Raw genomic sequence first — 14,771 nt, 5'->3', positions numbered from 1 at the left:
TGCAATCCGCAGAAGATTTCTGGTCCATTTTGTAGGAATTCCGACTTACCGGTCGTTTCAAAAAACCTTTTCGGAACTAAAACAAAATCTTCATCCGTTACAAACTTAACAAAACCGCCCCTATTTCTACCCCGAAGAGAACTGGATCTGCTATTTTTTATTGTATGAAAAAAAACGTTGTGTTGCTGCTGGCAATTCTCTTCTGGATTCCTTTCTCCGGCGTATCTCAATCGGATTCAAAACTAAAAACCGGGATTTGGCGGGCGGTTTTACAAAGCAAGGGCGGAGAACTCCCATTCGGGCTGGAACTCAATCAAACCGGAGCAACTTATACGGCTTTCGTCCGCAATGGAGCCGAACGGCTTGCGTTCGATAACGTGACGGTCAAAGGCGATTCGGTTCGTCTGACCCTTGCCATTTTTGAAGCCGAAATCCGGGCCAAAGTGGACGGCAACACCATGCATGGCATCTGGCGTCGCCGGCGGACGGGGCAAAATTACACCTCGCTGCCGTTTAGCGCCCGGCACGGTTTGACCTACCGGTTTACGCCAAGCGCGCAGACACCCAAGATCAACGTGACCGGCACCTGGGCAACAACCTTTCGGTCCGGGGCGGATTCGACGGTTTCGGTTGGTATTTTCCACCAGAGAGGCAATAAGCTAACCGGTACGTTTTTGACGACGACGGGCGATTACCGTTTTCTGGAAGGCAATGTGTTGGGCGACAGCCTGTTACTCTCCACCTTCGACGGAACTCACCTGTATTTGTTCAAGGCCCGGCGCAAGCCCGACAATACGCTGGAAGGCGGTTTCTGGTCGGGCGAAAGCGGGTATGAAAGCTGGACGGCGCGATTTGATCCGAAAGCCAAACTGCCGGATGCCACCACACTGACGTATCTGAAACCGGGTTATAAAACCATTGCCTTCACGTTTCCGGATGTCAACGGCAAGCCGGTTTCGCTGACGGACGCCCGGTTTAAAAACAAGGTCGTAGTGGTTCAGATTCTGGGTTCCTGGTGTCCGAATTGCATGGACGAAACCAATTTTCTGAGTCCGTGGTACAAAAAGAATAAAAACCGGGGCGTCGAGATTGTGAGCCTGGCCTACGAAAAATCGGCGGATCTGGCGGAATCGGCACCGATGCTGAAACGCATGATCGCCCGCTTCAAGATTGATTATCCGGTGGTTTTGGCCGGAACCAGCGTCAAATCCGAAGCGTCGAAAACCCTGCCCATGCTGAATCAGGTGGTGGGTTTCCCGACAATGATCGTCATTGATAAAAAAGGAACCGTCCGCCAGATCCACACCGGTTTTACCGGACCGGGAACCGGCAAATACTACGACGAATTTGTCGAAGACTTTAACCGGCTGATTGATAAGTTGGTAACTGAGTAAAACAAAATAACTAGTAAACAACAAATCCACATCAGAGCGTAAAGACATGAGATAACAGACAAGAGACCGTACGGTTTTCGATGTCTTTGCTCTCTGGTCTATCGTCTCACATCTTGAACATTTATGTCCCGTCAGGAAAAATTACTGCTTTTTGTTCTTGCGTGCATCAACTTCACGCACATTGTCGACTTCATCATCATGATGCCGATGGGTCCGCATTTGATGCGGCATTTCGGCCTGAATCCGCAGGAATTCAGCTTCATTGTCTCGGCCTATAGCCTCAGCGCCGGTATTTCCGGTTTTCTGGCCGCGTTCTTCGTCGACCGCTTCGACCGGAAAAAAGTGGTGTTAACGGCCTACGTCGGTTTTGTAATCGGCACGATTGCCTGCGGACTCGCCCCCACGTTCGGTTTATTGATCGTGGCCCGCACCACCGCTGGTTTATTCGGGGGCGTGCTGGGCGCACAGGTGTTTTCGATTGTGGCCGACGTGGTTCCCTACGAGCGACGGGCGCAGGCGATGTCAGTCATCATGACGGCTTTCTCGGTGGCTTCGGTGGCGGGGGTACCCATCGGCTTGTATCTGGCAACGAAAATCAGCTGGCACGCGCCGTTTCTGGCCATTGGCGGTTTGGGCGTCATTGTAATCGGCTTGATTATCAAGTTTATTCCCCGGCTGGATGGCCATTTACAACGGAATGGGACCCGGTTTAATCCGCTGGAGGTGATCACCACCATTGTGCGCAATCCGAACCAGATGCGCGCGTTATGGCTAACGACCACTATCATGCTGGGCCACTTCAGCATCATTCCGCTGCTTTCGCCATTCCTGGTCGCCAATGTCGGCCTGGGCGAAGACCAGTTATACCTGATTTATTTCGTGGGCGGTCTGGTTACTATTTTTACGGCCCCCATCGTGGGGCGTCTGGCCGACCGACGCGGCAAATACCCGGTTTTCGTCGTCTTCGCGCTGTTGTCGATGATCCCGATGTTTCTGCTGACGTCCATGCAGCCGTCCAGCCTGACCTACATTCTGTCCGTCAATGCGCTGTTTTTTATTTTCTCTAATGGCCGGTTTATCCCGACCCAGGCGATGGTTTCGTCGGTTGTGTTGCCACAGCAGCGGGGCGGTTTTATGAGCATGAACTCGTCGGTGCAACTGCTGGCGCAGGCGCTGGCTACCTACGGAGCTGGTTTGATCGTTACCAAAACGGCGGGTGGTCAGTTGATTCACTATTCCTGGGTGGGTTATCTGGCGATGGCGGCTATTTTCGCAAGTGTGTTCATCGCCCGGAAACTTCGGCCGGTCGATGAAAAATCGGCACCCCCGAACCCACAGCCTCCTGAACCTGTACACCCTGCGCCCAAGCGCCCGGATGTGAACCGACCCGTTGAAGCACTATAACCATTTCCTAAAAATTTAACCGGAAAATTTGGAGGGAATGAGTTCGGCTGCTTACATTTGCACATATTCTATTGACAAAGTATAGTAATGTCTGTTTCTGCACAGAAAACCGCCACGCGCCCGTTTGAACGGGTTCTCCCACTGCACAACGTTTGGGTGAATGGCTGTTGTTGGCAGCGATTCCTGATGGGCTGTTAGCCCATCTCTTCCTTCCCTGTTACCCAATTTCTACCCGACGAATCAGTTAACGTGAAACCGGTGCATGCACTGGTTCAACCCATCTGCCCACGTCGATTCTTTTAATTGACTTAAAATCTATATAGTCTATAAACTTACTTACAATGGCAACCTTTTTTGATTCTATCCCCGAAGATTCTGACTTGTATTCCATTCCACAAGTATTTCGGAAATTAACGCCCATTTCGCCCCTGAAAGTGGGTGAAAAAGCCCCGTTGTTTGGCGTTCACCGCCAGCGGGCCATCGGGCAGTATATCACGTGGCAAACGGACTATTCCAAAACCGTTCATTTGCACGACTGGCTGCAAACCGGCCCGCTGATCATCGCTTTTTACAGTGCTGGCTGGAGTGGCTACGGCAACCGCTATCTGCAAAAACTGACCCGGCTTTACACCCATATTCAGGAGAACGGCGGGACCTTGCTGGTGTTGTCACCGGATTCCCTCGAATCGCTGCAAACACTGGTTGAGCAACACGATCTGCCGTTCACAATTGCGCAGGATGTTGACAACCAGATTGCGGCCAAATTCGGCGTTTATTCAACCGAAGATCCGGTCTGGAACCTGATTGCCGGGATTACAGAGGATGTCCCCTACCCGGCCTTGTTTGTGGTAGCGCCCAACCGGCAGATTCAGTTCAGCTATGCCGACCGGAATTTTACGGAAACTTTCCCCGCTGGTGAATTGCTGCACCACATCAACGGGCAGCAAACGGCGTTATTGAGTCTGGCCGCTTAACGTACCCCGGACGTGCCTCCGGACTTTAGTCCGGGCGTACATCCGGTCATCCGCAACTTTTTTAGTAGTTTTGAATGTTCTTTCAAGACGATTAAACCTGAAGCGGAGCGCAGTTGATGACGGATTATATTTCAACCTTAAATGAACCTCAGCGGCAGGCCGTGCTGCATGGCGACGGCCCGCTGATTATTATAGCTGGTGCAGGATCGGGAAAAACCCGCGTACTGACCTACCGGATTTCGCATCTGATTGAAAAAGGCGTCGATCCGTTCCGGATTTTGTCGCTGACCTTTACCAACAAAGCCGCCGGTGAAATGCGTCACCGGATCGAGAGTGTGGTGGGTACGGAAGCCCGCAACATCTGGATGGGGACTTTTCACTCCGTCTTTGCCAAAATTCTGCGGATCGAAGCCAAGGCTCTGGGTTTTACCAGCAACTTTTCCATTTACGATACCGACGATTCCAAATCGCTGCTGCGAAGCATCATCAAGGAATTCGGGCTGGACGATAAAATTTATCGCGCCAATGTCGTCTTTTCGCGGATTTCGGGCGCTAAAAACCGGCTCGTCGGCCCGGCGGACTACCTGGCCAATCCATTGATTCAGACGGATGATGCAGCCGCCCGGATGCCCGAAATCGGCCGGATCTACAAAGCCTACACCCTGCGTTGCTTTCAGGCCAACGCCATGGATTTCGACGATCTGCTGTTCAACACAAATGTGCTTTTCCGCGATCACCTCGACATTCTGAACAAATACCAGCACAAATTCAAACACGTGCTGGTCGATGAGTTTCAGGATACGAACGTGTCGCAGTACCTCATCACCCGGAAATTATCGGCGGTTAACCAGAATATCTGCGTCGTTGGCGACGATGCGCAGAGCATTTACGCCTTCCGGGGTGCCAACATCGAGAACATTCTGAATTTTGAGAAAGATTTCCCGGACGTTCGCACGATTAAACTGGAGCAGAATTACCGCTCGACCAAAACCATCGTCAACGCGGCTAATTCCATTATTGCCCGAAACCGGGCGCAGTTGCGCAAAAGCGTTTTTACCGACAACGAAGACGGCACGCTGATCGATGTCATCAAAGCCGCTTCCGACAACGAGGAGGGTCGCCTGATTGCCACGTCGCTCTTCGAAGCCAAGATGCAGGACGGGCTGCACAACACGGATTTTGCCATTCTCTACCGCACCAACGCGCAATCGCGGGCATTTGAGGAAGCCCTCCGGCGACTGAACATTAAATACCGGATCATCGGCGGTCTGTCGTTTTACCAGCGCAAAGAAATCAAGGACCTGCTGGCGTATTTGCGTTTTACGGTCAACCAGAGCGACGAGGAAGCCTTCAAACGGATCATCAACCTGCCCAAACGCGGGATTGGCGACACCACCGTTGCGAAAATTGCGGTGGTCGCTTCCGAAAATCAGGTGCCGATCTGGGAAGTGGTGAGCAACGTCAACAAATACGTCGCCGGACGGGCCGGGATTGCCATTGAAGCTTTTGCCGATCTGATCAAGAGTTATCAGTTGCTGCTCGACAAGAAAGACGCCTATGACGTGGCCGCTCACGTGGCCAAAACCTCCGGGATTCTGAAAGAGCTGTACGACGACAAAACCGTTGAAGGGCTGTCACGCTACGAAAACGTGCAGGCGTTGTTGAACTCGATCAAGGAATTTGTCGACAATCCGGACAACGATGACAAGAGCCTCAGCGCCTTTTTGCAGGTGGTTTCGCTGCTGACCAGCGCCGACGAAAAAGATGACGACGGCGACAACGACAAAGTGACCCTGATGACCATCCACGGAGCCAAAGGGCTGGAGTTCCGGAATGTGTATATCGTCGGGCTGGAGGAAGATCTGTTTCCGTCGCAGATGATGCTCGAAAGCCGGGCGGACCTGGAAGAGGAACGGCGGCTGTTTTACGTCGCCATCACGCGCGCCGAGAAGAAACTGACGGTTTCTTATGCCGAATCCCGGTATCATTATGGGCGGCTGAAAGTCTGTGAGCCCAGCCGGTTTTTGATGGAAATCGACCCCGCCTTCCTGAAAGTAGCCAAAACCCGCAAGGCGGAACGGGAAGAAAGCCAGGAATTAAAACGAGACACACCCGCTGGTGGATCAATGAGTTTTGTGCGGAGTCTGGCCCAGAAAACCGCTAAGCAACAAGCTCCGCAACCGGCAGTAGCCCACGTTCCATCCACCGATTTCACGCCCAGCGATACATCGAAACTGGCGGAGGGCATGCGCGTCGAACACCTCAAATTTGGCTTCGGGCTGGTTCAGAAAATCGACCAGAACGGCAACGACCGGAAAGCGGTGATCAAGTTCGAAACGGCGGGAGAAAAGACGTTGCTGCTGAGTTTTGCCAAGTTGAAAATTGTGTGAGACTGAAAGCCTGAAAACCTGCAAGGTCTTTAAGACCTTGCAGGTTTGTTCGTTTGATCAAGTGGAAAAAATGACTCCTGATTCTCTTATGAATCAGTATACCAGCCCCTTTATCTCCTTTTGACTCAAACGATTCCCTACCCGTATGGTATCCGATGTCAATGCCGGTTCTGTACCCCTTCAAGCGCAAGAAGTGGTTACCGTTAAAGCCAAACGATTGCTCTCCATCGATGCCCTCCGCGGGTTCGATATGCTGCTGATTGCGGGTGGGGGCGCGTTCATCGAACGACTCAATGGAAAAACCGGTTTAGGCTGGGTCGACTGGATGGGCGATCAGTTGACGCATCCAGCCTGGAACGGGTTTACGTTTTACGACTTTATCTTTCCCCTGTTCCTGTTTCTCTCCGGTGTTTCGCTTTCTTTTTCTTTGCAAACGGCCGTAGCCAAAGGCATCGACAAGCCCGTTTTATACAGAAAAGCGTTTCGCCGGTTTGTCATTCTTTACCTGCTGGGTATTCTCGATAAAAACATTCCGCTGGATGTATTCGACCCGGCGAACATCCGGTACGGGACGGTTTTGGGCCGCATCGGCCTGGCCACGCTGGTTGCCACGGTTTTATTCCTGAACTTTTCCTGGAAACAGCGGCTCTATACAGCGGGCGGTATTCTGCTGGCTTACTATGCCGCCCTGGTTCTGATTCCGGTTCCCGGCTTCGGCAGCGGAGATCTGTCGTTTGAAGGCAATCTGGTCGGCTGGTTCGACCGGACGTTTATGCCTGGGCGGTTGCTCCAGAAAACCTACGATGAACTGGCCCTGCTGACGCAGTTTCCGGCGCTTTGTCTGGCGGTTTTGGGAACGGTGGCCGGAGAACTGCTGCAATCGGATCGATCTGAACGGACGAAACTCACCTATCTGGTGGCACCCGGCCTGTACAGCATTGGAATCGGCCTGCTCTGGAGCCTGCATTTCCCGATCAACAAGCACTTGTGGACCAGCTCTTTCATTCTGGTTACGGCGGGCATGGGCGCGCTGTTTCTGGCACTTTTTTACGGCCTCATCGACGTGCTGGGCTTTCGGAAATGGTCCTTTTTCTTCAAGGTGATCGGGGTAAATTCGCTGGTCGTTTACCTGGCGTATCGGTTTATCGATTTTAACCACACCTCCAAATTGTTGTTTGAAGGCTTCTACCGGCATACCCCCGAACCGTTTCATGAATCGCTGAACGCGCTGGGTGCGCTCGCACTGGTCTGGACGTTTCTGTATATCCTCTACCGACACAAAATTTTCGTCAAAATATAGCGATAGGAACGGATTAGGCGGATGGAACAGATTATCTGCGTCAATCGGTTTAATCCGTTCCATCCGCGTTCCCATCCACAAGGTTGGTTATCTTTGCGGTATGATTCGATTTTTTACGGAAGACATTTCCTTTACACTTTCCCGGAAAATTCCCACCCGGCAGTGGCTCACCAAGCTGGCGTTGAAAGAAGGGTTCAGCGTTGGTGAGTTGAACTACATTTTCTGCTCCGACGAGTATCTGCTTCAGGTGAACCGCGAGTATCTGGAACACGATTATTACACCGACATCATCACCTTTGACAATTCAGAAGAAGAAAACCGGCTGGAAGGCGACATTTTTGTCAGCATCGACCGCGTCCGCGACAACGCCCGGCAACTGACGATTCCGGAAGAGCAGGAACTCCGGCGGGTGCTGGCGCACGGTTTGCTGCACCTCTGCGGCTACGGCGACAAAACCGATGAGGAAGTGAAACGAATGCGGGAGAAAGAAGAAGAAAGTTTAGCGAGTTGGGGAATTTAACAGATATCAACCCATTTGCGAACCGTCTGATCTTTTACTTTTTTACGCCTTGATTGAAACCCGCAAATTCCCGTATTTGCCATTCGTACAACAACCGCATCTCTTACCGAATTATTCTATGCAATTCACTGAAGTAGATCAGCATCAGATTCTGGCGCAGGGCGCTACGCTCGAGCAGGTTGAAGAACAGATCCAGCATTTTGTCGATAACTTCCCGTATCTGCCCGTCATCAAAGCGGCTACGGTGGGCGACGGTCTAATCCGCGTCGATGAGCAGGCACTGGCTGGCATCGTGGCGGGTTTCGACCAGAAAGCTCCGGCCCTGTCGCTGCTGAAATTTGTGCCGGCATCGGGAGCGGCCACGCGGATGTTCAAGTCGCTGTTTGCCGCGCTGGAAGGAAAAACCGATAAATCGGTGGAAGAATTTTTCAACCGCCTGTCCGATTTTGCCTTTTACGACGCCCTGAAAGGCGTTTCGGGCGAGCCCAACCACCACGTTCTGTCGGCACTGCTTACGGAAGAGGGACTGGATTACGGCAGTTTACCCAAAGGACTGCTGCTGTTTCACCGGTATCCCGAAGGACCGCGCACGCCCGTAGAAGAGCACCTGATCGAAGGCGCGGCATACGCCAATTCGAATGGCCGCGTCCGGATTCACTTCACGGTTTCACCCGAACACCGCAGCCGGTTTGAAGACCTCATCGAACGCGTGCAGCCGGAGTATGAAGCCAAACTGGGCGTTACGTTTGAAATCACATTTTCGGAACAGAAAAAATCGACGGATACCATCTCGGTCAACCCCGACAACACGCCGTTCCGCAACGCCGACGGTTCGCTGCTGTTCCGCCCGGCGGGTCACGGTGCGCTGATCGAAAACCTGAACGATATCGACGCCGACGTGGTGTTCATCAAAAACATCGACAACGTGGTGCCGGATGCCCTGAAAGAGCCGACCATCACCTACAAAAAAGTATTGGGTGCCATTCTGCTCGACATTCAGCAGCAAATTTTCCGGTTTCAGGAAATCCTCGGCGACGATATGATCAGCGAAGGCTACTTGGCCGAACTCGATGAATTTCTGCGGACGACGCTCTGCATTCTCCCGCCCGACGGTTTTGATACCTGGCTCCAGGACGAGAAAGTGGAGTATTTCCGGAAGAAACTCGACCGGCCGCTGCGGGCCTGTGGCATGGTGCAGAACGTAGGTGAACCCGGTGGAGGGCCGTTCTGGGCAAAAAACGCCGACGGTTCGGTTTCGCTGCAAATCGTGGAATCGGCGCAGATTGACCTCAAAAACGCCGAGCAGAAACAGATTTTCGATCAGGCGACACACTTCAATCCGGTCGATCTGGTGTGTGCGCTGAAAAACCGGGAAGGCGAAAAGTATAACCTGCCCGCTTACCGCGATCCGCAAACGGGTTTCAATACCGCAAAATCGAAAGATGGGAAGGAACTGAAAGCACAGGAATTGCCGGGATTGTGGAATGGCGCGATGGCCGACTGGAACACAGTTTTTGTCGAAGTGCCGCTGATTACGTTCAATCCGGTGAAAACCGTGAATGATCTGCTGCGGAAAGAGCACCAGCCGGTTTAAAGGGTTTACGGTTTTCAGTATTTGGTTTACGGTGGCTGACGCGTCACTAAGCATGCGGTAGCCACCGTAAACTGAAAACCGTATACCGTAAACTATTTATTCTCCGTATCGACCAGACTAACAACCACTTCCTGGTGTTCGGCTTCCCGGCGGGCAAAGGCTGATAGGGTGGTTTGTTCGTAGACCGCCAGATTCGCGTCCCGGACGCGCTCCATAATCGGGCGAATGGCGCAGGTTACTTCGTCGTTGCAGTCGTCGCAGCGAACGTAAAAATTGAGGGAAACGCAGGGCGTTGGAGCAATCGGGCCGTCGATGACACGCAGAACCTGGGCCAGATTGACCCGTTCGGGATCGACGCGCAGCAGATAACCGCCCCCTTTGCCTTTCTGGCTTTGCAAAATGCCGTGGTTCCTCAACTCCAGTAAAATCGCTTCCAGGAATTTTTTAGGAATGTTCTCTTTCGCCGAAATATACGAAATCAGGATCGGCCCCTTGCCAAATTCTTCGGTAAGAACTTTCAGGGCTTTGATGGCATACTTGGCTTTCTTTGAAATCATTGCGTTACGGATATGAAACGGTTTCAGGTGTCGGTTTTGGCGTACAACCAGACAAGATATTAACTTATTAGTCTATAGACAAGTTCCTCAATAGATTTGGTAGTGAATGGTGTCCGCACGGTATGGGGTAAAAATAAGAAAAAAGCCGGAGCAAAGCCCCGGCCTTTTCGTGCGACACCAAATATAAAGAATTGAGAGAGTTACTTCAAGGTATAGTCTGTATTCTGCGGATCAAAGTTGGTCCAGGTTTCGGTCCAGTCCGTCGTTCCGAAAGCCCCCATAACCGTATTGGTTTCGAAGCCCGTTGGCAGCGTTACACCGCCCGTCAGCAAGGGAGAACCGGTTTGGGGCAGAATGCCCGGCTTGCCGGTTAATACGTTGAAGTTGGCGGGCAATTTCAGATCCGCTTCTTTCGCACCCAGCATGTTTTTGCGATCGGTAGCTTTCAGCATAACCGTATCGCCCGAAACCACCGCTTTGCTGTTCACAATGGCCAAACCACGGTAATCACTTTTGCCGGTTTTGAAGTTATTCTGCGTAGCATCTGCTTCCAGTTCCAGACCACCTTTCGGGAACGCACCTACCACGGTCGAGTTGTAGATGCTGATGGCAGAATTCCGGCGAATCCGGAAAGCTGACCGGTATTTGCTGTTTACCGTACCGCTACCCATAAAGACACTGATGTTGGCAAATTTGGCCGACGTCTGTGGCAGATCGGCCGAACCGGTTCCGTCGTTGTCCGATTCAAAACCGTTGGAGTCCGAACAATTACACTGATCGGCAACCGCCGGATCGCGCAGAATCAAACCGTACTGCACATTGCCGCTAAAGCCATAATCTGTATCGAAATCATCGTCCAGCGTCCGGTAAGACACTAAGTGTTTGGCATTAACCGTTCCGCCAAACCATTCGATGGCGTCGTCACCGCTGTACGAAACCTGTACGTAGTCGATCACCGTGCCGCTGCCCACACCGGCCAGCGTCAACCCATTGATTTCTTTGTCGGTCTGGAATGCAATACCGCCAAACTCGATGCGGACATACCGCAGAATCCCGGAATTGTCGGCAGCATCGCCCGTCGTACCACCCGGTACCACCGATACTTCTTCCCCTTCAATTTTAAAATCTTTTTTGTTGGCAGGGGCTTTTCCCATGATAACGACACCACCCCAGTCGCCCGCCCGGCGTGAACCGATGGCCTGATTGGATGTAAAAACGATGGGTTTCTCCTTCGTTCCGTCGGCAATGATTTTAGCACCCGGCAGGATAAACAGCGTTCCTCTCGATGGCTGATCGCCTTTGATGACCGTACCCGGTTCAATGGTCAGCGTCACGCCCGGCTGCACATAGACAAAGCTTTTCAACAGATACTGATTTTTGGCCGACCAGGTCGTATTGGCTGTAATATTTCCGCTTACCTCGGTCAGTGTACCCGGCACAGGCACTACACCCAGATCATCATCATCGTCGTCGTCATTGGTACAGGAAACCATCAGACCCAGCGATACGACGCTCAATAGCAAGGCCAGCATCCAGGTTGTTAACTTTTTCATACTTGCTTAAATTGGTTGTGTGTATTGATTAAATTGACTTGAAACGCATTAGAATTTGTAGGTTACCCCCACCGTCGAGTACGAGCCGCGTTTGAAACGCTGGTACACATCATCGCTGTCCGTAATTTTCTTGTCCAGATTGGAATCCTGAATCAGGCGGAACGGCTGGTTCAGCAGATCCTGAATACCGGCCCGGATTTCAAGGTGTTCGCCCACTTTCTTGGTGACCGTTAAATCGATCACGTTACGTGGCATTTCGTAAATCGTCGGCTGCACCGACCGGTCACCCACCGCAAAAATCCGGCGGCCGATGACGTTGTAGAGCACATTGACCTGCCAGCCCTGCTTCGGATCGGTGTAATACACCCCGGCATTGACCAGATACGGCGACTGCCCCTGCAACGACCGGTTGTTTTCCTGACCGACAAAGGAGTTGATGACCGAACTTTTGATCAAAGCCGCATTCAGCAAAACCGTCATGTTGTCCAGAAAACCGGAACCGCTCACACCCCGCAGCGATTTCCGCGCTTCGAGTTCGACCCCCATGCTGTAGGCGTTGTTGGCATTATCGACGGTGTAGGAAACCCCGCTGCCCGAATAGTTGATTTTGGCTTCGATCGGGTTGATGAAGTACTTGTAGAAACCGGCGACCGAAATCAGTTCGCCCTCGCCCGGATAAAACTCGTAGCGAACGTCGGCGTTGTGAATTTTGGCAATTTTCAGGTTCGGATTCCCGACGCGCGACACGTCGTAGTTGAAGTCATAATAGGCAAACTGTGCCAGCTCGCGGAACTCCGGCCGGTTGACGGACATGCTATACGCGACCCGGAACAGCGATTTGTCCGACAGATTATACGACGCGTTGACCGACGGCAGCGGGCTGAAAATCGGGTTGTCGACCCTAATCGGCTGCACGCCATTTACGACGCTTTGCAATTGCTGGCGGTTGTATTCGCCCCGGAAACCGAGCGTGGCGTTAAACCGGGCCGACAGCGGAAGGTAGGCGCCCACATAACCCGACATCATCAGGTTCTGGGCGTCATAATGATCCTGCGTGTTCGTGCCTTCGTTGTAATACAATCCTCTGGACGACAGATTGGATGCCTGGAAGAATTGCGATGGCGACTGCGACAGGACTTCGGCACTCACGTTGTTCGGGTTGACGATCCCGAAATACCGCGCCTTGAACACCCGGTCTTTGTATTCGCTGTAAACCCCGGCGCGCAGTTTCAACACCTGTTTGTCGTCCGTATCGGCGGGAGCAGCTTTTTTGTATTCGTAATCGACGCGGCCCGTGGTGACGTATTCTGTCAGGTTCGAATAAAACCGGGCGGCATTCTGGAAAGTCGGGCTGGGTTGCTGCGGAACGTCGATGCGGAACGGTTCGCTGCTGCCCTGCGGACGGCTCGACGTGAACCGGCGGTAGTCCGGCTCCTGGCGGTTGGTAAAGCCAAAACCGCCCGTCCAGCGCAACCGGCTCTGGCCGTTCAGTTCGTGTGTTCCGTTCAACTGACCGGTGTAAATGCTTTTCTGTTCGTAGCGGAACGCGTAGTTGTTCAGCTCCAGGTTGTTGTCGTTATAGCCGTTCCGCAGCGTCGTTTCTTTCGTTCCCAACTGGTTGAACAGGTTCCGGAATTCGATTTTCGTCCGCGGATTCAGAATCAGCGCCCAGTTGGACAACACACCCAGGCGGGTGTTTTCGGTCAAAAACTGATCGTTGTAGGCGTATTGAATATCGCTCAAACCAGTGGTGGCGTTGGCAGCAAAATACCGGTATTGCTCGACGTTCGAGAACGTGTGCGTGTTGGTGTAATTCAGGTTGGTAAACGTAGTCAGTTCCTTGCTGCCCAGGTAAAACCGGCGGCTGAAGCCCAGTTGCGCCCGCAAATCCGGCGAAACCATTTTGTTGTTCAGCGCAAAGTAGGGCGACAACGATTTAAACTTGTTGATGACCGGCTCCGATGACGCACCGAAAGCGTTGATCCGGCGTTGCGACGGGAAGTTGGACGGCAACCGGCGCGTGCCGTCGTCGAAACCGAGGAAGTCGGTTTTGCCACCCTGGTACGAACTGTGATTCTGGAAGGTCGTGTTGCCCCGGTAGGAAGTCGAAATACCGGCGTAAAAACTGTTGGCGTCCGGGATGGTTTTGGTGTAGATTTTGATGATCCCACCCCCGAAATCGCCCGGCAGTTCGGCGGCTCCCGATTTGAAGATCAGCATCCGGTCGATGGCCGAACTCGGAATGAGGTCGAACGAGAACGCCTTGATATCCACCTCCGTAGACGGCGTGATGACGTCGTTCAGCATCACGGTATTGTAACGTTCGTTCAGCCCGCGGACAATGATGAAGCGGTCGTCCTGAATGGAAACGCCCGGCACCCGGCGGATGACCTGCGACGCATCGCGGTCCTGACTGCGGGAAATCTGCTGCGCCGAAATCCCGACGGCCACCTGCTCGATCTGCTTGATTTCGGTGATGACGGCGACCTCTGTGTTGGTGCCGCGCTGGCCTTTTACTATGACTTCCGCGAGGGTTTTGTTGTCTTCGGCGAGTGCCGAGTTGATCAATGTGGTTTTTCCGGCTTCCACCCGCACGTTGTCGATGGTTTTGGTGGCGTAGGAAACGTAGCTGATTTGCAGTTGGTGAACGCCCGCGGGCACTTTGTTGATCTCGAAATTCCCTTCAACGTCGGTGACCGAGCCGATGACGGGGTTTGCCCCGACGAGTTGAATGGTGGCGCCGATGATGGCTTCGTTGTTTTTGGCGTCTTTAATCGTCCCTTTGAGGGAACCGCTCTGGGCAAGGACGCTGAACTGGAGGAAAAGTAAACAGATTCCTGATAGAAGAAATTTCATGGTTTGGTGTCGTTTTTTGACGACCCAAAGGTAGGGTGGCTATATTACCCCAATGTTACGGGAAGGTTATGGGAGGGTTGTGATTTTGATCGGGGGGTTGGGTAGAAAAATGGGCGGTTTTATTTAAACATCAATATCCTAACGAGCCCAAAACATCAAAAGCTCGTTCGGCCAACTGAAGCTGAATGATTACGCTAATGATATGAATAGTCAAGCCGAAGGCAAATAT

At 52.5% G+C, this 14,771-nt stretch carries 10 protein-coding genes; 7 read left to right on the top strand and 3 right to left on the bottom strand.

Annotated elements, in window-relative coordinates; genetic code table 11:
- Positions 1-164: 164 nt before the first annotated feature.
- The 7 genes from FH871_RS16475 (at position 165) to FH871_RS16445 (ending at position 9,576) form a co-directional block, all read left to right on the top strand.
- Entirely contained in the window at positions 165-1,394 is a 1,230-nt protein-coding gene (locus FH871_RS16475; protein WP_138992521.1) for a peroxiredoxin, read from the top strand.
- A 123-nt stretch (positions 1,395-1,517) separates the two neighbouring features.
- Positions 1,518-2,798, top strand: a complete 1,281-nt coding sequence (locus FH871_RS16470) for an MFS transporter (RefSeq protein WP_138992520.1) — start codon at positions 1,518-1,520, stop codon at positions 2,796-2,798.
- Between the two features lie 341 nt (positions 2,799-3,139).
- The gene (locus tag FH871_RS16465; RefSeq protein ID WP_138992519.1) at positions 3,140-3,772 is read left to right on the top strand and encodes a redoxin domain-containing protein; all 633 of its coding nucleotides are present in this window, start codon (positions 3,140-3,142) and stop codon (positions 3,770-3,772) included.
- Positions 3,773-3,888: 116 nt separating this feature from the next.
- A complete protein-coding gene (locus tag FH871_RS16460) occupies positions 3,889-6,162 on the top strand; it encodes an ATP-dependent helicase (RefSeq protein WP_138992518.1) in 2,274 nt (757 codons plus the stop codon).
- 145 nt (positions 6,163-6,307) lie between these two features.
- On the top strand, positions 6,308-7,462 hold the full coding sequence (locus tag FH871_RS16455; RefSeq protein ID WP_138992517.1) for an acyltransferase family protein: 1,155 nt from the start codon (positions 6,308-6,310) through the stop codon (positions 7,460-7,462).
- A 100-nt stretch (positions 7,463-7,562) separates the two neighbouring features.
- Positions 7,563-7,982, top strand: coding sequence for an rRNA maturation RNase YbeY (gene ybeY, locus FH871_RS16450; protein WP_138992516.1), 420 nt, complete (start codon positions 7,563-7,565; stop codon positions 7,980-7,982).
- Between the two features lie 118 nt (positions 7,983-8,100).
- Positions 8,101-9,576, top strand: coding sequence for a DUF4301 family protein (locus FH871_RS16445; RefSeq protein WP_138992515.1), 1,476 nt, complete (start codon positions 8,101-8,103; stop codon positions 9,574-9,576).
- 92 nt (positions 9,577-9,668) lie between these two features.
- Here FH871_RS16445 and FH871_RS16440 read toward each other — a convergent pair whose 3' ends face one another.
- From FH871_RS16440 to FH871_RS16430, 3 genes are all read right to left on the bottom strand, one after another.
- On the bottom strand, positions 9,669-10,133 hold the full coding sequence (locus tag FH871_RS16440; protein ID WP_138992514.1) for an Rrf2 family transcriptional regulator: 465 nt from the start codon (positions 10,131-10,133) through the stop codon (positions 9,669-9,671).
- A gap of 200 nt (positions 10,134-10,333) precedes the next feature.
- A complete protein-coding gene (locus FH871_RS16435) occupies positions 10,334-11,686 on the bottom strand; it encodes a T9SS C-terminal target domain-containing protein (protein ID WP_138992513.1) in 1,353 nt (450 codons plus the stop codon).
- Positions 11,687-11,734: 48 nt separating this feature from the next.
- Positions 11,735-14,542: a TonB-dependent receptor gene (locus FH871_RS16430; protein ID WP_138992512.1), complete on the bottom strand. Its 2,808-nt coding sequence runs from the start codon at positions 14,540-14,542 to the stop codon at positions 11,735-11,737.
- Positions 14,543-14,771: the final 229 nt, after the last annotated feature.

Source organism: Larkinella sp. C7, from assembly GCF_006149005.1.
Lineage (GTDB): Bacteria > Bacteroidota > Bacteroidia > Cytophagales > Spirosomataceae > Larkinella.
This window is presented reverse-complemented; position numbering and strand designations above follow the sequence as displayed.

Bases quoted from the DNA above. Each gene is read 5' to 3' on its own strand.
- FH871_RS16465 (WP_138992519.1), top strand. From the start codon at position 3,140: ATGGCAACCTTTTTTGATTCTATCCCCGAAGATTCTGACTTGTATTCC.
- FH871_RS16440 (WP_138992514.1), bottom strand. From the start codon at position 10,133: ATGATTTCAAAGAAAGCCAAGTATGCCATCAAAGCCCTGAAAGTTCTT.
- FH871_RS16470 (WP_138992520.1), top strand. From the start codon at position 1,518: ATGTCCCGTCAGGAAAAATTACTGCTTTTTGTTCTTGCGTGCATCAAC.
- FH871_RS16435 (WP_138992513.1), bottom strand. From the start codon at position 11,686: ATGAAAAAGTTAACAACCTGGATGCTGGCCTTGCTATTGAGCGTCGTA.
- FH871_RS16475 (WP_138992521.1), top strand. From the start codon at position 165: ATGAAAAAAAACGTTGTGTTGCTGCTGGCAATTCTCTTCTGGATTCCT.
- FH871_RS16460 (WP_138992518.1), top strand. From the start codon at position 3,889: ATGACGGATTATATTTCAACCTTAAATGAACCTCAGCGGCAGGCCGTG.
- FH871_RS16430 (WP_138992512.1), bottom strand. From the start codon at position 14,542: ATGAAATTTCTTCTATCAGGAATCTGTTTACTTTTCCTCCAGTTCAGC.
- ybeY (WP_138992516.1), top strand. From the start codon at position 7,563: ATGATTCGATTTTTTACGGAAGACATTTCCTTTACACTTTCCCGGAAA.
- FH871_RS16445 (WP_138992515.1), top strand. From the start codon at position 8,101: ATGCAATTCACTGAAGTAGATCAGCATCAGATTCTGGCGCAGGGCGCT.
- FH871_RS16455 (WP_138992517.1), top strand. From the start codon at position 6,308: ATGGTATCCGATGTCAATGCCGGTTCTGTACCCCTTCAAGCGCAAGAA.